Annotated in this window: 20 protein-coding genes; 6 read left to right on the top strand and 14 right to left on the bottom strand. The window is 53.6% G+C overall.

From position 1 onward, the window contains the following. Positions 1–232: 232 nt before the first annotated feature. Positions 233–1,759, top strand: a complete 1,527-nt coding sequence (mltF, locus tag AC6I4B_RS06465; protein ID WP_497771971.1) for a membrane-bound lytic murein transglycosylase MltF — start codon at positions 233–235, stop codon at positions 1,757–1,759. 1 nt (position 1,760) lies between these two features. Here mltF and tadA read toward each other — a convergent pair whose 3' ends face one another. Together tadA and yfhb are read right to left on the bottom strand one after the other, a co-directional pair. Further along, on the bottom strand, positions 1,761–2,276 hold the full coding sequence (gene tadA / locus AC6I4B_RS06460) for a tRNA adenosine(34) deaminase TadA (RefSeq protein ID WP_497770420.1): 516 nt from the start codon (positions 2,274–2,276) through the stop codon (positions 1,761–1,763). 65 nt (positions 2,277–2,341) lie between these two features. Further along, positions 2,342–2,977 carry a phosphatidylglycerophosphatase C gene (gene yfhb / locus AC6I4B_RS06455; protein ID WP_497770419.1) on the bottom strand — a complete coding sequence of 212 codons (636 nt, stop codon included), beginning with the start codon at positions 2,975–2,977 and terminating at the stop codon, positions 2,342–2,344. A gap of 290 nt (positions 2,978–3,267) precedes the next feature. Between yfhb and AC6I4B_RS06450 the strand changes: the two genes are divergently transcribed. Next, positions 3,268–4,116 carry a MurR/RpiR family transcriptional regulator gene (locus tag AC6I4B_RS06450; RefSeq protein WP_497770417.1) on the top strand — a complete coding sequence of 283 codons (849 nt, stop codon included), beginning with the start codon at positions 3,268–3,270 and terminating at the stop codon, positions 4,114–4,116. 93 nt (positions 4,117–4,209) lie between these two features. Further along, positions 4,210–4,470 (top strand): YfhL family 4Fe-4S dicluster ferredoxin, encoded by a 261-nt coding sequence (locus AC6I4B_RS06445; RefSeq protein WP_153742357.1) that lies wholly within the window; start codon positions 4,210–4,212, stop codon positions 4,468–4,470. Here the strand turns inward: AC6I4B_RS06445 and acpS are convergent. The 11 genes from acpS to rpoE form a co-directional block, all read right to left on the bottom strand. Beyond that, on the bottom strand, positions 4,467–4,847 hold the full coding sequence (gene acpS / locus AC6I4B_RS06440) for a holo-ACP synthase (RefSeq protein ID WP_497770416.1): 381 nt from the start codon (positions 4,845–4,847) through the stop codon (positions 4,467–4,469). The genes AC6I4B_RS06445 and acpS overlap by 4 nt on opposite strands. Continuing rightward, entirely contained in the window at positions 4,847–5,578 is a 732-nt protein-coding gene (pdxJ, locus tag AC6I4B_RS06435; protein WP_497770414.1) for a pyridoxine 5'-phosphate synthase, read from the bottom strand. Before pdxJ ends, acpS begins: the two co-directional genes overlap by 1 nt. 105 nt (positions 5,579–5,683) lie before the next feature. Next, positions 5,684–6,391, bottom strand: coding sequence for a DNA repair protein RecO (gene recO, locus AC6I4B_RS06430; protein WP_497771970.1), 708 nt, complete (start codon positions 6,389–6,391; stop codon positions 5,684–5,686). A 36-nt stretch (positions 6,392–6,427) separates the two neighbouring features. Continuing rightward, on the bottom strand, positions 6,428–7,333 hold the full coding sequence (gene era / locus AC6I4B_RS06425) for a GTPase Era (protein WP_497770413.1): 906 nt from the start codon (positions 7,331–7,333) through the stop codon (positions 6,428–6,430). Beyond that, positions 7,330–8,010, bottom strand: coding sequence for a ribonuclease III (gene rnc, locus AC6I4B_RS06420; RefSeq protein WP_064543445.1), 681 nt, complete (start codon positions 8,008–8,010; stop codon positions 7,330–7,332). Before rnc ends, era begins: the two co-directional genes overlap by 4 nt. Positions 8,011–8,229: 219 nt before the next feature. Then, positions 8,230–9,204: a signal peptidase I gene (lepB, locus tag AC6I4B_RS06415; protein WP_497770411.1), complete on the bottom strand. Its 975-nt coding sequence runs from the start codon at positions 9,202–9,204 to the stop codon at positions 8,230–8,232. Between the two features lie 16 nt (positions 9,205–9,220). After that, complete coding sequence (lepA, locus tag AC6I4B_RS06410) at positions 9,221–11,020, bottom strand: translation elongation factor 4 (RefSeq protein ID WP_497770410.1); 1,800 nt, start codon at positions 11,018–11,020, stop codon at positions 9,221–9,223. A gap of 173 nt (positions 11,021–11,193) precedes the next feature. After that, positions 11,194–11,670 (bottom strand): SoxR-reducing system protein RseC, encoded by a 477-nt coding sequence (gene rseC / locus AC6I4B_RS06405; protein WP_497770408.1) that lies wholly within the window; start codon positions 11,668–11,670, stop codon positions 11,194–11,196. Beyond that, a complete protein-coding gene (rseB, locus tag AC6I4B_RS06400) occupies positions 11,667–12,626 on the bottom strand; it encodes a sigma-E factor regulatory protein RseB (RefSeq protein ID WP_497770407.1) in 960 nt (319 codons plus the stop codon). The genes rseC and rseB overlap by 4 nt, the downstream gene beginning before the upstream one ends. Continuing rightward, the gene (gene rseA / locus AC6I4B_RS06395; RefSeq protein ID WP_497770405.1) at positions 12,626–13,273 is read right to left on the bottom strand and encodes an anti-sigma-E factor RseA; all 648 of its coding nucleotides are present in this window, start codon (positions 13,271–13,273) and stop codon (positions 12,626–12,628) included. Before rseA ends, rseB begins: the two co-directional genes overlap by 1 nt. Before the next feature lie 31 nt (positions 13,274–13,304). Beyond that, the gene (gene rpoE, locus AC6I4B_RS06390; protein WP_497770404.1) at positions 13,305–13,880 is read right to left on the bottom strand and encodes an RNA polymerase sigma factor RpoE; all 576 of its coding nucleotides are present in this window, start codon (positions 13,878–13,880) and stop codon (positions 13,305–13,307) included. A gap of 416 nt (positions 13,881–14,296) precedes the next feature. On the opposite strand from rpoE, the gene nadB reads away from it, so the two are divergent. Continuing rightward, positions 14,297–15,916, top strand: a complete 1,620-nt coding sequence (nadB, locus tag AC6I4B_RS06385) for an L-aspartate oxidase (protein ID WP_497770403.1) — start codon at positions 14,297–14,299, stop codon at positions 15,914–15,916. On the opposite strand, the gene trmN is transcribed toward nadB, so the two are convergent. Beyond that, entirely contained in the window at positions 15,901–16,641 is a 741-nt protein-coding gene (trmN, locus tag AC6I4B_RS06380; RefSeq protein WP_497770402.1) for a tRNA(1)(Val) (adenine(37)-N(6))-methyltransferase TrmN, read from the bottom strand. The two genes, nadB and trmN, sit on opposite strands and share 16 nt — an antisense overlap. Before the next feature lie 127 nt (positions 16,642–16,768). Here trmN and srmB point away from each other — a divergent pair, with 127 nt between their 5' ends. Both srmB and AC6I4B_RS06370 read left to right on the top strand, forming a co-directional pair. Then, on the top strand, positions 16,769–18,103 hold the full coding sequence (srmB, locus tag AC6I4B_RS06375; protein WP_497770400.1) for an ATP-dependent RNA helicase SrmB: 1,335 nt from the start codon (positions 16,769–16,771) through the stop codon (positions 18,101–18,103). 77 nt (positions 18,104–18,180) lie between these two features. Next, positions 18,181–18,900, top strand: a complete 720-nt coding sequence (locus tag AC6I4B_RS06370; RefSeq protein WP_497770399.1) for a GntR family transcriptional regulator — start codon at positions 18,181–18,183, stop codon at positions 18,898–18,900. The last annotated feature ends 1 nt before the right edge of the window (position 18,901 follow it).

The following is an 18,901-nucleotide window of genomic DNA, read 5'->3' as shown; positions in this document are numbered from 1 at the left end:
TCTCAGCTTTCAATGTGCGCAATGGGGGAGAACGGCGGCTATTATAGAGAATCCTGCGCCCCGACGAAACCGTTTGCGTCGAAATAAAATCATGTCCGCGCTTTACCAATAGATGTGACGCACCTCTCGAATCAGTTGCCAACTGGCGCAATGTTAAGCAAAATGCCGCTGATTCAGTACCAATCCTTAATATTATTAAGGGCACCATTTGGTGTCGCAGCGAATTAACCATTTGAAAAAATTAAAGATTAATTATCTGCTGATCGGCATTGTCACGCTGTTGCTGGCCGCAGCGCTTTGGCCGTCCATTCCCTGGTTTGGCAAACCAGACAACCGTATCGCCGCGATTCAAGAGCGGGGGGAGCTGCGCGTCAGTACCGTGCTCTCGCCGCTGACCTACGCCACCATTAATAATAAACAGTACGGCCTCGATTATGAGATGGCTCAGCAGTTCGCCGACTACCTCGGCGTGAAGCTGAAAATCACCGTGCGACAAAATATTAGCCAGTTATTCGATGACCTCGACCACGGCGACGCCGACCTGCTCGCCGCCGGGCTGGTTTACAACAGCGAACGGGTGAAAAACTATCAGGCTGGGCCAACCTATTATTCCGTCTCCCAGCAGTTGGTCTATCGCGTCGGCAGCCTGCGCCCGCGTAGCCTCAGCAACGTTAGCGCCGAGCAACTGACCATCGCCCCCGGCCAGGTGGTTATCAATGACCTGCAAACCTTAAAAGAAAAGAAGTTTCCTGACCTCACCTGGACCGTGGATGAAAAGCGCGGTTCGGTTGATTTGATGCAAGCGGTTATCGATGGCAAGCTCGATTACACCATCGCGGATTCCGTCGCGATTGGCCTGTTCCAGCGCGTTCACCCTGAGCTGGCGGTAGCGCTGGACGTTACCGACGAGCAGCCAGTCACCTGGTTTAGCCTTAAAGATAATGACAACACGCTTTCTGCCGCGATGCTCGACTTCTTTAACAATATCAATGATGACGGCACGCTCGCGCGTCTGGAGGAGAAATACCTCGGTCACGGCGATGATTTTGACTATGTTGATACCCGCACCTTCCTGCGCGCGGTGGATAACGTGCTGCCGGACTTGCAGCCGTTATTTAAAAAATACGCGAACGAAATTGACTGGCGCCTGCTGGCGGCTATCTCTTATCAGGAATCACACTGGGATCCGTTAGCTACATCACCAACCGGGGTTCGAGGTCTGATGATGTTGACCAAAAACACCGCCCAGAGTTTGGGGTTGAGCGATCGCACCGACCCCGAGCAAAGCATCAGCGGCGGGATGCGCTATATCCGCGATATGATGACGAAAGTGCCAGATAGCGTACCGCAGGACGAGCGGATTTGGTTTGCGCTGGCGGCCTACAATATGGGCTATGCCCATATGCTCGACGCGCGCGCGCTGACCGCAAAACAGAAAGGTAACCCAGATAGTTGGGCCGAAGTGAAACTGCGCCTGCCGCTGCTCAGCCAGAAACCGTGGTATAGCAAGCTGACATATGGCTACGCGCGCGGCCATGAGGCCTATGCTTACGTCGAGAATATCCGTAAGTATCAGATTAGCCTGGTGGGTTATCTACTGGAGAAAGAGAGAAAAGCGACGGAACAGAGGGCGATTGCCGAAGCCTATCCGGCCGTTACGCCGGATGAACTTAATCAGAGCCATTACGGCCTGTTCTCATTCCTCCCCTCGCCTACGCAGGGGAACGCGCTTTCCTTCTTAATGGCGAAGCCGGAATAACTTATTGTGCGTCGGGCGGGGTCAGTTTTGCCGCCTGTCTCAGCGCTTTTTGCTGCTGGCGACGGTGGCGGAAAAAGTCGCTAAGCATCGATGAACACGCGTCCGCCAACACCCCTTCCGTTATTTCTACCCGATGGTTCATGCCGGGATGGTGCAGCACATCCATCAGCGAACCTGCCGCGCCGGTTTTAGCATCGCGCGCGCCAAACACCAGTTGACCAATACGGCTATGCACCATTGCTCCGGCACACATCACGCAGGGTTCCAGCGTGACGTACAGCGTGGTGTCAATCAGGCGGTAGTTTTGCAGCACCAGGCCGCCCTGACGCAGCGCCATAATCTCCGCATGTGCGGTTGGGTCATGGCGACCAATCGGCCGGTTCCAGCCTTCGCCAATCACTTGATTGTTATGCACCAGTACCGCCCCCACCGGCACTTCGCCCTCCTCCCAGGCACGTTGGGCAAGTTTCAGCGCATGGCGCATCCAGTATTCATGGTTCTGTTCAATGTCGGACAACGTGGGGACTCCAGATGATAAAACGCGGCGCATTATACACAAAAACAGACGCCGTGCCGCTGGCGCTATTCCAGTTGTTCCAGCTCGCCACGCGGCGTAACGCGCCAACGGTGCTCGCAGAAATAGAGTAGCGGGTTATCCTGTTTGCTGTCGCTGTAGCCGCTGTATAAACGCAGCGGCGCGCCAAGACGTTGTTCCAGTTGCACCACTTTTTCATGCCCCAGGCAACGCACCACCAACACTCGCCCGCCGAACGCACGCTGCATTTGGCTACCAATAAGGTTAATCCGCGAGATCCAGGGTGTGTCGGCATACACGCGCGCCACCAGCGATTGCGGCGAGCCGGTAATCAGCCAAACGTCGGCGTCATTCCCGTGAAGGTAGCTGTCTAAACGTTGTTGCACGACAGGGAAAGGAGTCACTGTCGCGCGAAATTTGGTAATAAAATTCGCCTCCAGCGCATTGAGCATTGACTCTTTTCGCCCGAAGGTACACGCCCACAACAGCACGCTCATTGGCCAACGCGCGGCGCGCCCTTTCACCAACATCGTTGCGCCGATGATCGGTAGCAAAGGGAGTACCAGCAGCGTGTTAAGCGGCAAGTGGCGAAGCAAATAACGCAAAAAAGCACCGAACAAATCCTGCTGATGCAACGTGCCATCGAGGTCAAAAAACACTACGCGGCGGGAATAGCTTGTCAAATGAAACTCCTGTAATACCCTGTCATGTCAGCCCACAGACTAGCAGAATGCCCGCAGGCTTTCGCTGAACCGCGCTTAAACAGACTCTCGTCACCAAAAGTGTGGCATTTTGCGGGCTATGGAATATTTAATTCGCTATATTCCGTTATACTAGAATACATAATTCTACCCCCCAATTAATTCGAGTCATGAAGGCCGCTCACACCCAGGCAACTTGAAGTATGGCGGGTATATCAGACGAGCAGAATGGTGTTCTGACACATCGTGGTCATTGTGCCCGTGAGGTTATTATGAATTGTTTAATCAGTATTCGTCAGCGTTATCCCCAACTGGCGCAAAGCGATAGAAAGCTGGCAGATTTTATTCTGGCGCAGCCGGATCTGGCGCGGCATTTAAGCTCACAACAACTGGCAAGCCAGGCTGGCGTGAGCCAGTCCAGCGTGGTGAAATTCGCCCAGAAGCTGGGGTTTAAAGGGTTTCCGGCGTTAAAACTGGCGCTAAGTGAAGCGCTGGCCAGTAGCGCCAACCTGCATTCTATACCGGTGCATAACCAGATTTGCGGCGACGATCCGCTGCGTCTGGTGGGTGAGAAGCTCATTAAAGATAACGTCGCGGCAATGCACGCTTCGCTCGACGTAAACAGTGAAGATAAGCTACTGGAAGCGTTGACGCTGCTGCGCGGTGCGCGGCGTATTATTCTCACCGGCATTGGCGCATCCGGCCTGGTGGCGCGTAATTTCAGTTGGAAGCTGATGAAAATTGGCTTTAACGCGGTGCCTGAACTGGATATGCACGCCCTGCTCGCTACCGTACAGGCGATGGCTCAGGACGATCTGTTGTTGGCTATCTCTTATTCCGGCGCTCGTCGGGAGATCAATCTCGCCGCAGATGAAACCTTGCGAGTGGGTGGCAAAGTCTTAGCCATTACCGGATTCTCGCCAAATGCGCTCCAGCAGCGCGCGACGCACTGCCTGTATACCATTGCGGAAGAACAAGCGACGCGCAGCGCGGCAATTTCATCAACCAGCGCGCAGATGATGCTGACGGATCTGCTATTTATGGGGCTGGTACAGCAAGATTTAGAAAATGCGCCTGAACGGATCCGCCACAGCGAAGCGCTGGTGAAGAAACTGGTTTGATCAGGAATGCGATACCCCCAGAAAAGATATGGCCTGAGCGGAAAATGAGCGTATAATTCGCGCCCTGTTTATTTCGTTTCTGAGAATTTCCTGATGGCGCTGTTAATCACCAAAAAATGTATCAACTGCGATATGTGCGAACCGGAATGTCCTAATGAGGCGATTTCGATGGGTGATAGCATCTATGAGATCAACAGCGATCGCTGTACCGAGTGCATTGGCCATTACGAAACGCCGACCTGCCAGAAAGTGTGCCCGATCCCCAATACCATTTTGAAAGATCCGGCACATCTGGAAAGCGAAGAGCAGTTGTGGGACAAGTTTGTCCAGATGCACCACGCCGACAAAATCTAGCTTTCGATAATCACCGTGGCACACGCATAGTGACGTTCATCCGCGAGCGTCACGTGCATATGCGCTACGCCCATTTGCTCTGCCAACCGTTTGGCCTCGCCCCATAAACGCAGCTTCGGTTTGCCCATTTCGTCGTTGTACACTTCGAACTGATTAAACGCCAGGCCGTTGCGAATGCCCGTGCCCAGCGCTTTTGACGCCGCCTCTTTCACCGCAAAACGCTTCGCCAGAAAACGCACCGGCTGTTGGTGCGTTTCCCAGATAGCCCACTCATTGTCGCTCAACACCCGACGAGCAAGGCGATCGCCGCTACGGGCAATCACCCCTTCGATACGGGCAATTTCGACGATGTCGGTTCCCAGGCCCAGAATCGCCATTACCCGCGCGCTTCCAGCATCAGACGTTTCATTTCAGCGACCGCGTCTTTCAGGCCGCTCATCACTGCGCGGCCAATAATCGCGTGGCCGATATTCAGCTCGTGCATTTCCGGCAGGGCTGCCACCGCTTTCACGTTATGGTAAGTCAGGCCGTGACCGGCGTTAACTTTCAGGCCAAGGCTTGCCGCGTAGGTCGCCGCTTTCGCGATCCGTTCCAGCTCTTTTGCTTGTTCAGCATCGGTCTTAGCATCGGCGTAGCAGCCAGTGTGAATTTCAATAAACGGCGCGCCAACATCAGCGGCGGCTTTAATTTGCACGTCGTCGGCATCGATAAACAGCGAAACCAGAATACCTGCATCAGCCAGACGCTTACAGGCATCGCGCATTTTGTCCAACTGACCGGCAACGTCCAGGCCGCCTTCAGTGGTCACTTCCTGACGCTTTTCCGGCACCAGGCAGCAGAAATGCGGTTTGGCTTCACAGGCAATCGCCAACATCTCTTCGGTGACGGCCATTTCGAGGTTCATGCGCGTATGCAGCGTTTGGCGCAGGATACGAACATCACGGTCAGTGATGTGACGACGGTCTTCGCGCAAATGCACGGTAATGCCATCCGCTCCCGCCTGCTCGGCGATAAACGCAGCCTGGACAGGGTCTGGGTATGCGGTGCCGCGTGCGTTACGCAGGGTGGCAATGTGGTCAATATTGACGCCTAACAGTAATTCAGCCATGACAATCCTCGATTTTTTGTAGTTCGGTATGCATTTTGCCCTCACACTCTTTTTATCCGCAGAGGATACCGCTCGTACTCATATTGAACCCCGTCGGGGTGAAGGCTATCTTTTCGGTAAAAACTGCCGGAATAATTCTCTGCTTTTTAACGGCTTGCCGCCAAGATACGGCTTCAGCGCCATGCGGGTAAAGCGTTTTGCCGCTCGCAGTGTATCGGCATCAGGAAATTCGCGGCTCGCCAGCGCTTTTAGCTGGTGTCCGGTAAAGGTGTTGTTATCAATCACCACGCTGGCGATAAAGCCCTTCTCTTCCCGATAGCGGTAAGTCATGGTGTCATCAACTTCATCTCCGCTCCCGGCGCAGTGCAGAAAATCCACGCCGTAGCCCAAATGGCCTAACAGCGCCAGCTCAAAGCGGCGCAGCGCCGGTTCAGGCGAGCCAGACGTGCCCGCCAGAGCCTGGATACAATGCAGATAATCGAAGAAAAGTTCGGAGAAGCGTGTTTCGTGTTCAAGCACACGTGAGACTAATTCGTTGACGTACAGCCCGCTGTAGAGCGTGATGCCGCTTAGCGGTAACGCCAGCGATACGGCTTCCGCGCTACGCAGCGTTTTGACTTCGCCACGCCCGCCAAAGCGAACTAAAAGAGGGGTAAAAGGCTGAAGAGCGCCTTTGAGGTTGGAGCGTTTGGAACGTGCGCCTTTAGCAACAAGGCGCACGCGACCAGACTCTTCCGTGAAGACGTCCAGCATGAGGCTGGTTTCGCTCCAGGGGCGACTATGCAGGACGAATGCGCGCTGCCAGCCTTCCATCATATTCGTCGTCTTTCAAACCGCAGAGCCGGCAAATCAGAGATCGTCAACGTAACCGAGACTGCGCAGTGCACGCTCATCATCAGCCCAGCCGGATTTCACTTTCACCCACAGTTCGAGGTGAACCGGCGCTTCGAACATCTCTTGCATGTCTTTACGGGCTTCAATACCGATGGTTTTGATTTTGGCCCCTTTGTTGCCAATCACCATTTTCTTCTGCCCTTCACGCTCAACCAGAATCAGGCCGTTGATGTCGTATCCGCCACGTTCGTTCGGGATAAAACGTTCAATTTCAACGGTTACTGAGTATGGCAGCTCCGCACCCAGGAAACGCATCAGTTTTTCACGGATGATTTCAGAGGCCATAAAGCGCTGAGAACGGTCAGTAATGTAATCTTCCGGGAAGTGATGAATCGCTTGCGGCAGATGTTTACGCACGATACCGGCGATGGTATCAACGTTCAGCCCCGTTTCCGCAGACATCGGCACGATGTCGAGGAAGTTCATCTGGTTACCGAGGAACTGCAAGTGTGGCAGAAGATCGGCTTTTTCCTGCACGTTATCGACTTTGTTCACCGCCAGAATAACCGGGGCTTTACCATCGCGCAGTTTGTTAAGCACCATTTCGTCGTCCGGCGTCCAGCGAGTGCCTTCAACCACGAAAATAACCAGCTCAACGTCACCGATAGAGCTGCTTGCCGCTTTGTTCATCAGGCGGTTGATGGCGCGTTTTTCTTCCATGTGCAGGCCGGGGGTATCGACGTAAATCGCCTGATATTCCCCTTCCGTATGGATACCGACAATGCGGTGACGCGTGGTCTGCGCTTTTCGGGAAGTGATCGAGATCTTCTGCCCGAGCAGTTTGTTCAGCAATGTAGATTTGCCAACGTTCGGACGACCGACGATGGCAATAAATCCGCAATAAGTTTTATCGATGCTCATTCCAACTCCAGCTTTTTCAGCGCCTGTTCGGCGGCAGCTTGTTCCGCCTTGCGACGGCTGGAACCTGTGCCGACCACCGGTTCACTCAGGCCGCTAACCTGGCAGTGGATAGTAAATTCCTGATCGTGTGCTTCCCCACGCACCTGGACTACCAAATAAGATGGCAGCGGCAGATGGCGGCCTTGCAGATACTCCTGCAAGCGTGTTTTTGGATCTTTTTGCTTATCGCCTGGGCTAATTTCGTCCAGACGAGTTTGATACCAGGAGAGGATCAATTTCTCAACAGTCTGAATATCGCTGTCGAGGAACACCCCGCCAATTAACGCTTCGACCGTGTCCGCCAGAATTGATTCCCGACGGAAACCGCCGCTCTTCAACTCACCCGGCCCTAAACGCAGGCACTCGCCCAGTTCAAATTCGCGGGCAATTTCTGCCAGCGTATTACCGCGAACCAGCGTGGCGCGCATCCGGCTCATATCGCCTTCATCCACACGAGGGAAGCGGTGATAGAGCGCGTTGGCGATCACGTAGCTTAAAATTGAGTCGCCCAGAAATTCTAAGCGTTCGTTGTGTTTGCTGCTGGCACTACGGTGCGTTAATGCCTGTTGCAACAGCTCCTGATGAAGAAAAGTGTAGCCCAGCTTCCGTTGAAGCCGATTAATTACGATGGGGTTCATGCGATACCAAATAAATGAATGCGTCAACAATGCAGCACACGAAACAGACCTGAAGGAAACCAATGCGGTTTCGTGTGCCGTGTCTCTCTTAAGAGACATCCGAATCTTCGGGGGGATATTCTATACGCAACGACAAGGGATGTCGTTAGTTTGGAGAGATTTAACTGCTAAATAATTTATGCAGGGGCAATATCGCCCCTGCATAATGTCGGACAAGAATTAATGGATCCCACCGATGCGGCTTAAACGGACACCGGTTGGCCATTGCCCTTCTTGTTTTTCGAAGCTCATCCAGATAGCGGTCGCTTTACCCACCAGGTTCGCTTCCGGCACAAAGCCCCAATAACGGCTGTCCGCGCTGTTGTCACGGTTATCACCCATCATGAAGTATTGGCCCGGCGGGACAATCCAGGTAGCCAGCGGCAAACCGGACTGACGATAGTACATGCCGACCTGATCCTGCGCGATTGGCACCGTCAAAATACGGTGATTGACGTCACCCAGGGTTTCCTGGCGTTGGTCCAGACGGACGCCATCAGACTTGCTTTCGCCCTGCGGCATCTCGAAGAAACCGCTGGTCGCTTCACCGCCGTTGCGACGGGAGAAGGTTTGTACGAAATCACTCGGTTCAACGTTGGAGTAGGTTACCGGCAGCGCACTGCTGCATGCCTGACCAGAGCTGCATCCTGGTTGAATAGTGACCTGCTTAGCAACCGGATCGTAGGTGACTTTATCACCCGGCAGACCCACCGTGCGCTTGATGTAGTCAAGACGCGGATCTTCTGGGTATTTGAACACCACGATATCGCCACGTTTCGGGTGACCCGTTTCGATAATCGTCTTCTGATAAATCGGGTCTTTAATTCCGTAGGCGTATTTTTCCACCAGGATAAAGTCACCGATCAGCAGAGTTGGCATCATTGAGCCAGACGGGATCTGGAACGGTTCATAGATAAATGAACGCACAATCAACACGATGGCCAGCACCGGAAATACCGATGCACCCGTTTCCAGCCAGCCCGGTTTCGGGCCAACTTTTTTCAGCGTTTTTTGATCCAGTGCGTCACCCGCTGCGGCCTGCGCCGCAGCCTGACGTTCCCGTCGTTTAGGGCCGAAGATAAACTTATCAACGCACCACAAAACGCCCGTCACCAGTGTGGCAATCACCAGAATCAGGGCAAACATGTTCGCCATGCCAACTCCTTAGAGATTATTTATTATCTTTACCGACGTGCAGAATGGCGAGGAAGGCTTCCTGCGGCAGCTCGACGTTACCGATCTGCTTCATTCGCTTTTTACCCTCTTTCTGTTTTTGCAGCAGCTTTTTCTTACGGCTGATATCGCCACCGTAGCATTTAGCCAGAACGTTTTTACGCAGCTGCTTCACCGTGGAACGCGCAATAATGTGCGTTCCAATAGCGGCCTGAATCGCAATGTCGAACTGCTGGCGTGGAATCAGATCTTTCATCTTCTCCACCAGCTCACGACCACGGCTCTGGGAGTTATCACGGTGGGTAATCAGCGCCAGCGCATCGACACGTTCGTTGTTGATGAGGACATCAACACGCACCATGTCAGACGTCTGGAAGCGTTTGAAGTTATAGTCCAGCGACGCATAACCGCGCGACGTTGACTTCAGGCGGTCGAAGAAGTCGAGCACCACTTCCGCCATCGGGATTTCATAGGTCAGCGCCACCTGGTTACCGTGGTAAACCATATTGGTCTGTACGCCACGCTTCTCGATACACAGCGTAATCACGTTGCCCAGATAAGCCTGTGGCAGCAGCATGTGACATTCCGCGATTGGCTCGCGCAGCTCGTAAATGTTGTTCAGTGGCGGCAGCTTAGACGGGCTATCAACGTAGATAGTCTCTTTCGCTGTGGTTTCCACTTCGTACACTACGGTCGGCGCGGTGGTGATCAGATCCAGATCGTATTCACGTTCCAGGCGCTCCTGGATAATCTCCATGTGCAGCAGGCCGAGGAAGCCACAGCGGAAGCCGAAGCCCAGCGCGGTAGAGCTTTCTGGCTCGTAGAACAGGGAGGCATCGTTCAGGCTCAGCTTGCCTAACGCATCACGGAAGTTTTCGTAATCGTCAGAGCTTACCGGGAACAAGCCAGCATAAACCTGCGGTTTCACCTTTTTGAAGCCCGGCAGCGCTTTTTCTGCTGGGTTACGTGCCGCCGTTAAGGTATCGCCAACCGGCGCGCCAAGAATGTCTTTAATAGCACAAACCAGCCAACCTACCTCGCCGCATTTCAGCTCGGTACGGTCAACCTGTTTCGGCGTGAAGATCCCCAGACGGTCTGCGTTGTAGACCTGACCGGTGCTCATCACTTTAATTTTGTCGCCTTTGCGCATGGTGCCGTTTTTAATACGCACCAGAGAAACCACGCCCAGGTAGTTATCGAACCAGGAGTCAATGATCAGCGCTTGCAGCGGGCCTTCTGGATCACCTTCCGGCGGCGGAATATCGCGCACCAGGCGTTCCAGAACGTCGGTGACGCCCACGCCGGTTTTCGCCGAGCAGCGCACCGCATCGGTGGCGTCGATGCCAACGATATCTTCAATTTCTTCCGCCACGCGCTCAGGATCGGCAGCAGGCAGGTCGATTTTGTTCAGAACCGGCACCACTTCCAGATCCATTTCCATCGCGGTGTAGCAGTTCGCCAGCGTCTGTGCTTCTACGCCCTGTCCGGCGTCAACCACCAGCAGTGCGCCTTCACAGGCCGCCAGAGAGCGAGACACTTCATAGGAGAAGTCAACGTGGCCTGGCGTGTCGATAAAGTTCAGCTGATAGGTTTCCCCGTCGGCTGCTTTAAAATCCAACGTCACGCTCTGTGCTTTAATGGTTATGCCACGTTCGCGTTCCAGATCCATTGAATCCAGAACCTGGGCTTCCATTTCACGATCGGAAAGGCCACCGCAAATCTGAATAATACGGTCAGACAGCGTTGATTTACCGTGGTCGATATGTGCAATGATGGAGAAGTTACGTATATTCTTCATATATTAAAATATTTATGCCTTACGAATACTTTGAGGCCGCTGTACTGAGCCTGACGTTTGTGTCGTTCGAAAACGCCGCATTCTACACTACAACCGCGTAACCAGGAAATGCTCTTCCCGCAAGCTTAGCGCTTCCTGCGAATGTCGTTCCAGAAAAAAGAAAGCCAGTGTAATCACTGGCTCATTTCAGAAGATGATGCTGTGCGAATCAGATCGGGCGGCAGCCCTACACTGATGATAATCGGCTGCCAGGTTTCTCGCGCGGCAAGCCGGGGCGAAAAGCCTTTGGCAATCAGGAATCCACCTACGCCGCCGAGTATCGCACCGCATAGCGCAGCGATATCGGTCGCAAACAACACCTGAAACAGCCCTGCCACCACAAACAGCCCCAGCAATGGCGACATGTAAACCAGCATTGCAGAGCCAAGCAGGCTGCTTTCGGTAATGCCTAATTCCACCTTTTGCCCCGCCACTAACGGCTCGGCGCTGGGTACGGTAATGGTATGGGTGGTTTGCGGCCCCAGTTTATTCAGCACACGACTGCCACAGCCTGCGCGTGAAGCGCAACTGCTACAGGAGGCTTTGACATCGCAGCTCACCTGCGCGACACCATTCTCCCATGCGATAACGGTAGCCCACTCTTTAATCATTGCACGCCCTTGAATTGAACGCCGTCAGCGACACGCTTCGCCGTTTGCGGCGGCAGTTCACCGACGATAGTGATATCGGCCTGAGCCTGGGTACGAACCGTTGTGCTCACCGTCCGACGCCCCGTACGCAGCATTTGTTCGCTGCTGTTAGCCGTCGCCCGACTGATATTAATTGAGAAGCTGAACAAGCCATCAGAATAGAGCCGTGATTCTACAGGGCTGTCAACGCTTGGTAGCGTACGGCGACTGCTGGAGACTTCACTAAAGCCCTGCGGAACCCAACCGGCGGACCAGTTGAATTTAGCGCTATTTCCGGTTGGCAGCGAGAGCAGCGGCGGCAGGCTGGCTTTCGCCAGATTCTGCATACTATTGCTAACCGGCTCACCGGTGATGAAAGAGATAACCCGGAACTGCTCAAGGGTTTCGCCATCGCGGTCAAGAAGGTCAACGCGCATTGGCAATTTGCTTTCAGAATCCAGCCAGACGATATAGCTGTAGCGCGTCCCATCGCGGGCGACGACTCGAATCACGTCACACATGCGATCGGCGATGCGCGTACGCCCGACGGAGATAAAGTCGTAGTACGGCGCCAGACGTTTGAAATCGGTATAAACCAGCGAAGGCAATGAATCGACGATGTAGTCGCCGTTCAGTGTGAACGGGTCAAGCCCTGGTTCAAAGTAGCTAATTTCGTTACCGCGCTGCACTACTTCACGGCGCGGGCCGTCCATTTGCAGCAGTTGCGCCAGCGGCTGACCGTTGAGACGCACGTGACGATAGCGTAACGATTCAACGCCGGATTTATTAATGCTGACGAACGACAGCTCGTAGTTGAGTGACTGACTGGCCAGATTCATCTCCTGCAACAACGCCCCGGACGATACATCTGCCGAGGCGTTAGCGGAGAAGAACAGGCTACCAGCCACAAGTGACATGGCACACCAAAGTTGCTTCATTACTGCGATTGCGTTCCTAGAGTTTGATAGCCTGGCACCTGAACAGCCGCTTGCTGGGTTTGTGCCTGCTCAAACTGAAGCTGTTCTGAATGCAAGCGACGCTGCAATTCGTAATCTTGCAGCATAGCATTGATACGGCGACGCTGTTCCTGAACTTGCTGCTGACCCGTGCCCGCCGATGCGTCCGAAGGAACACCCAGGCTAACTGGGCTAGCTTTGCCCATCATCGGCAGCGTGTTGAATACCGGTGATTCAGGTTGGGTGGATTCCGTCTGCCCATTATAGTGCTGGACACCAACGATAACAGCAAGCGATACGCACGCTGCCACGCCCATTTGCGTGATTGCGCCAGCCCACGGACGAACTTTGTTCCAGAACGGCATTTTCTGCCATTGATGAGGTGCTGGCTGGGCTTCAGGAATGAGCGGCGCAGTCGGCTGACGAACGGGCTCATTTTCGATGGCGGCCATCACACGAGAAGAGATATCAAAATGAAGCACTTCACTCGTGTCGCCGCGTAGCGAGTCACGGATCAGGTGATAGCTCTCCCAGGTTTCTTGCAACTCTGCCGAGCGTGTTAACTCAGTCAACAGCTCGTTATCCAGCGTTTCACCATCCATTAAGGCGGAAAGTTGTTCTTTCTGCATGCCTAATACCTTTTCCAGTATCCCGCTTCCATCAACGCCTGATAAGCGGTTGAACTTTATTATCAATAGCTTCTCGCGCACGGAAGATACGCGAACGAACCGTACCTACCGGGCAATCCATGATTGCCGCTATCTCTTCATAGCTTAGGCCATCCAGCTCTCGCAAGGTAATTGCCATGCGTAAATCTTCTGGAAGCGCATCAATGGTGCGAAAAACAATCTGTCTCAGTTCTTCTGACAACATTAAGTTCTCAGGGTTCGAAATTTCTTTCAAAGCGCCGCCGCTTTCAAAGTTTTCAGCTTCGTTCGCATCAACATCACTGGATGGCGGACGACGCCCCTGAGCAACCAGGTAATTTTTAGCTGTATTCACTGCAATGCGATACAGCCAGGTATAGAAAGCACTATCCCCCCGGAAAGAATCCAGCGCTCGATAGGCCTTAATAAAAGACTCTTGTACCACGTCCGGCACGTCGCCAGATGGCACATAGCGGGAAACCAGACTCGCAACCTTATGCTGATAGCGCACTACCAGTAGGTTAAACGCTTTCTGGTCTCCTTTTTGGACCCGTTCTACCAGGACCTGGTCCGTTAACTGCTCGCTCATCCGAGGTAATGTCTCCCCAAACCTTATTCCCATGCGTAATCAGAATGCCACTCCACCACTGCATCATGAGCAAGCCGTGAGTTAGAGTGTTCGATTTTCGTAAAGTTCCGTTACGCTTTGTTTTTGTTTAGCAGCAGGCTGTTCATTGTCTATCATTATAAGTCTGCAAGTGCTTCTCGATGTGTAAGTTGCGAAATAAAAACGCAAATCCCGTGCAGAGTAACGTAACCCAGCCTTTATTTCATCATAAATAGGCGTGATAACGCGTAGCGTTCTTCTTATTTTTTCATCACCTCTACCACATTTCCTCACGCCCGTTGTTTAGTCACTGCAACTATGGTGCAAAAAAATCCTGCACAGTCTGCTTCTGTAGTGCTAATCTGCGATCACCGTGTTTAGTAAATTAAACAAAGATAATGAATTCACTTCCAGAACTATCCTGTGATGTCCTGATTATCGGGAGCGGGGCTGCCGGTTTATCGTTAGCGCTGCGTCTTGCTGAACACCGTTCAGTAATCGTCTTAAGCAAAGGCCCTATCAGTGAAGGCTCCACTTTCTATGCGCAAGGGGGAATTGCCGCCGTATTTGATGAAACCGACAGCATTGAGTCGCATATCGAAGATACGCTGGTTGCCGGAGCCGGAATTTGCGACCGTCAGGCGGTATCGTTTGTCGCCAGCAATGCCCGACACTGCGTACAGTGGCTTATCGACCAGGGCGTGCTGTTTGATACGCAGGTTCAGGCCAACGGCGAAGAGAGTTATCATCTGACGCGCGAAGGCGGCCACAGCCATCGCCGTATTCTGCATGCAGCCGATGCCACAGGACGGGAAGTCGAAAATACGCTGGTCAACAAGGCGCTGAATCACCCAAATATTCGTGTGCTGGAACGCTGCAACGCCGTTGACTTGATTATCTCCGATAAAGTCGGTTTGCCGGGGACACGCCGCGTAGTGGGAGCCTGGATTTGGGACCGAAATAAAGAGAAGGTTGAAACCTGTGCTGCAAAATCGGTGGTGCTGGCGACCGGCGGCGCATCGAAGGTTTATCAATACACAACGAACCCAGATATTTCCTCCGGCGATGGGATTGCTATGGCCTGGCGCGCAGGCTGCCGCGTCGCGAACCTTGAATTTAACCAGTTCCACCCTACCGCGCTGTATCACCCACAGGCACGTAACTTCCTGCTGACAGAAGCCCTGCGCGGCGAAGGTGCGTATCTTAAGCGCCCGGACGGCAGCCGTTTTATGCCGGATTTTGACTCGCGAGCGGAACTGGCACCACGGGATATCGTCGCCCGCGCTATCGATCATGAGATGAAACGTCTTGGCGTCGATTGCATGTATCTCGACATTAGCCACAAGCCAGAAGAATTTGTGCGCCAACACTTCCCGATGATTTATGAAAAATTATTCGGGCTTGGTATCGACCTGACAAAAGAACCCGTACCGATTGTTCCGGCGGCGCATTACACCTGCGGGGGTGTGATGGTCGATGATTATGGCCGTACCGATGTCGATGGGCTGTATGCCATTGGCGAAGTGAGCTATACCGGCCTGCACGGCGCTAACCGGATGGCATCTAACTCGCTATTGGAATGCCTGGTGTACGGCTGGTCGGCGGCGGAGGATATTCACATGCGAATGCCGTACGCCCGCCAGGCAGAAAAACTGCCAGCCTGGGATGAAAGCCGGGTGGAAAACTCCGACGAGCTGGTCGTCATTCAACACAACTGGCACGAGTTACGCCTGTTGATGTGGGATTACGTCGGGATCGTGCGCACGACAAAACGGCTGGAGCGCGCGCTACGCCGCATCACGATGCTGCAACAGGAGCTGGATGAGTATTACTCGCGCTTTCGTGTTTCCAACAATCTGCTGGAGCTTCGCAATCTGGTGCAGGTCGCGGAGCTTATCGTGCGCTGCGCGATGATGCGTAAAGAGAGCCGGGGCCTGCATTACACGCTGGATTACCCTGAACAACTGGCGCAATCTGGCCCGTCGGTTCTCTCGCCGCTGGTTCACATAAATAAATAGAATGCCTGGGTCAGCGCAGTGTAGCCTTCTGAATATTGCTGCTCTGGCCCACGGATAACCAACCTGTCGCTGAAACATTCCCCGCCTTTCGGTGAGAACGCCAATAAAACGCGATGCGGCAGGCGGATTTCCGTTTCGGCGATATCCGTTCGCAAGCGCAAATGCCAGCCCATCGATAACGCCTGTTGGGTAAACGCCTGGCCGATGTTCTCTGGCAGCACCACGCAAAAGAACCCCTCTTCGGTTATGGCATCTGCCGCACAGGCCAATAGCGTGGCATGGTCAAGCGTGGTGGTATAACGCGCCTGTTCACGCTGTGGCGTCGCGCACTCAACGCCCTGCTCATAATACGGCGGGTTGCTGACAATAAGGTTATAGCGCGTAGTTTGCCCAGCGACCCACTGCTGGATGTCGGCAGTGTGCACATGGATTCGTGCAGCCCACGGCGATTCCGCGACGTTTTCACGCGCTTGTGCCGCCGCCGCTTCGTCTAGCTCGACGGCATCAATCGTCACGTTATCCTCGGTGCGCTGCGCCAGCATTAACGCCAACAACCCGCTGCCCGTACCAATATCGAGAACGCGGTTCACCCGTGCAATAGGCGACCACGCCCCGAGCAAAATACCGTCCGTCCCCACTTTCATGGCACAGCGATCGTGAGCGACAAAAAATCGTTTAAAGGTAAATCCGTTGCGACGCAACGCGGATTTAGAATCTGACGTCATAAGCAACCTTGCTGGTAAAACCACACACGCTTTCGGCTATGAACAATACCCGAGAACAGATAGCCATACAAACAGATGAAGATTAGAGCCGTAACGTCTATAATCAGCGCCTCACACAGAGGTAATCATGACTGTAACGACTTTTTCCGAACTTGAACTTGACGAAAGCCTGCTGGATGCCCTCCAGAGCAAAGGCTTTACACGCCCGACTGCCATTCAGGCTGCCGCCATTCCGCCTGCGCTCGATGGACGTGATGTTCTCGGTTCTGCGCCAACCGGCACCGGTAAAACAGCGGCGTATTTGCTGCCTGCGTTGCAGCACCTGCTCGACTTCCCGCGCAAAAAATCCGGGCCGCCGCGTATTTTGATCCTTACGCCGACGCGTGAACTGGCGATGCAGGTTGCAGAACATGCTCGTGAGCTGGCCAAAAATACGCATCTGGACATCGCCACCATCACCGGCGGCGTAGCGTATATGAACCACGCCGAAGTGTTCAGCGAAAACCAGGATATTGTGGTGGCGACCACTGGCCGCCTGTTGCAATACATCAAAGAAGAAAACTTCGACTGCCGCGCCGTTGAAACGCTGATCCTCGACGAAGCCGACCGCATGTTGGACATGGGCTTTGCCCAGGATATCGAACACATCGCGGGTGAGACTCGCTGGCGTAAACAGACGCTGCTGTTCTCCGCAACGCTCGAAGGCGAAGCGATTCAGAACTTTGCTGAGCGTCTGCTGGAAGATCCGGTCGAAGTTTCCGCTACGCCATCCACTCGCGAACGCAAGAAAATTCATCAGTGGTACTACCGTGCTGATAACCTTGAGCACAAAATTGAGTTGCTGAAACACTTGCTTAAACAAGAAGACGCGACCCGTACCATCGTGTTTGTGCGTAAACGTGAGCGTGTGCATGAGCTGGCTGAAATTCTGCGTGCAGCCGGGATTAACAACTGTTATCTCGAAGGCGAAATGGCGCAGGTTAAGCGTACCGAAGGGATTAAACGCCTGACCGAAGGCCGTGTTAACGTCCTGGTCGCGACCGACGTCGCAGCGCGCGGGATTGATATCCCGGACGTTAGCCACGTGATTAACTTTGATATGCCGCGCGGCGCAGACACTTACCTGCACCGTATTGGTCGTACCGGTCGTGCGGGTCGTAAAGGCACGGCGATTTCACTGGTTGAAACACACGATCACCTGCTGTTGCAGAAAATCGGCCGCTATATCGAAGAGCCGCTGAAAGCTCGCGTCATTGATGAGCTGCGCCCAACCACGCGTGCGCCAAGCGAAAAAATGACCGGTAAGCCGTCCAAGAAAGTGCTGGCGAAGCGCGCCGAGAAGAAAAAAGAGCAAGACAAAGACAAGCCTCGCGTGAAGAAACGTCACCGCGATGCTAAAAATATTGGCAAACGCCGTAAACCAAGCGGCGCAGGTGCAGTCGAAAAGAGCACCGAAGAGTAAGCCTCTCACTTTGTTATGAATCGAACGCCGGGATAGCTTCCCGGCGTTTTTATATCGACGGGTAGGTGACATCGGCGATGAAGAAAAAAGAGTTTGTGACCCAGGATCTCCTCAGCAAAATTTATCAGCACAGCAGCGACGGGCCACGTAAGCTGCCACCGGAACGCCAACTGGCGCAAGAATATGGCGTGTCGCGTTTTACTATTCGTCAGGCGCTGGAAAAGCTCGCCAATATCGGCGTAGTGCGCATTGTGCAAGGTTCGGGTATCTGGATAAACGAACAAACGCGCAGCAACCCGCTGGTCTACAACTCCATCACCGAAAAACGTTTCGACCAAATGCGCTACCGCATGATAAGTCTGCATAAAACACGCCCAGGCCCAGAGGATCAGCAAGTTTTTGGTCTAACCGATGATGACTTTATCTGGCAGTTCTGCCGCCTGCGCTTCGTTGATGATATCGCCGTGCAGATTGAAGTTTCGCGTATGCCAACCGCCATGTTCAGCGACCTGAACCAAGAGGTTATTGAGCGTTCATTACAGCAGTATGTATTGGAAAAGGGCTATCAAATTTCACACTTGTTGACCCGCTATCGCGCCGTCAGCATCAGCCGAGAGCAAGCTGCGCTACTGGGCTGCAAAAAGGGCAGCCCAGCGATGCACATCAATAACCGTGGGATTTTAGACGGCGGGCGGGTGTACGAAATTAGCGACATCATTGATATCAACTACTCCTGCACCTACGTTATCCCGCACAATCGCGATAACCTCGCCTTCCGTCAACAACCGCCGGGGTAAA

The sequence above is a fragment of the Kluyvera fluvialis genome (assembly GCF_059725275.1).
Note: the sequence above shows the minus strand (reverse complement) of the source record. Positions and strands in the feature narration are given on the sequence as shown.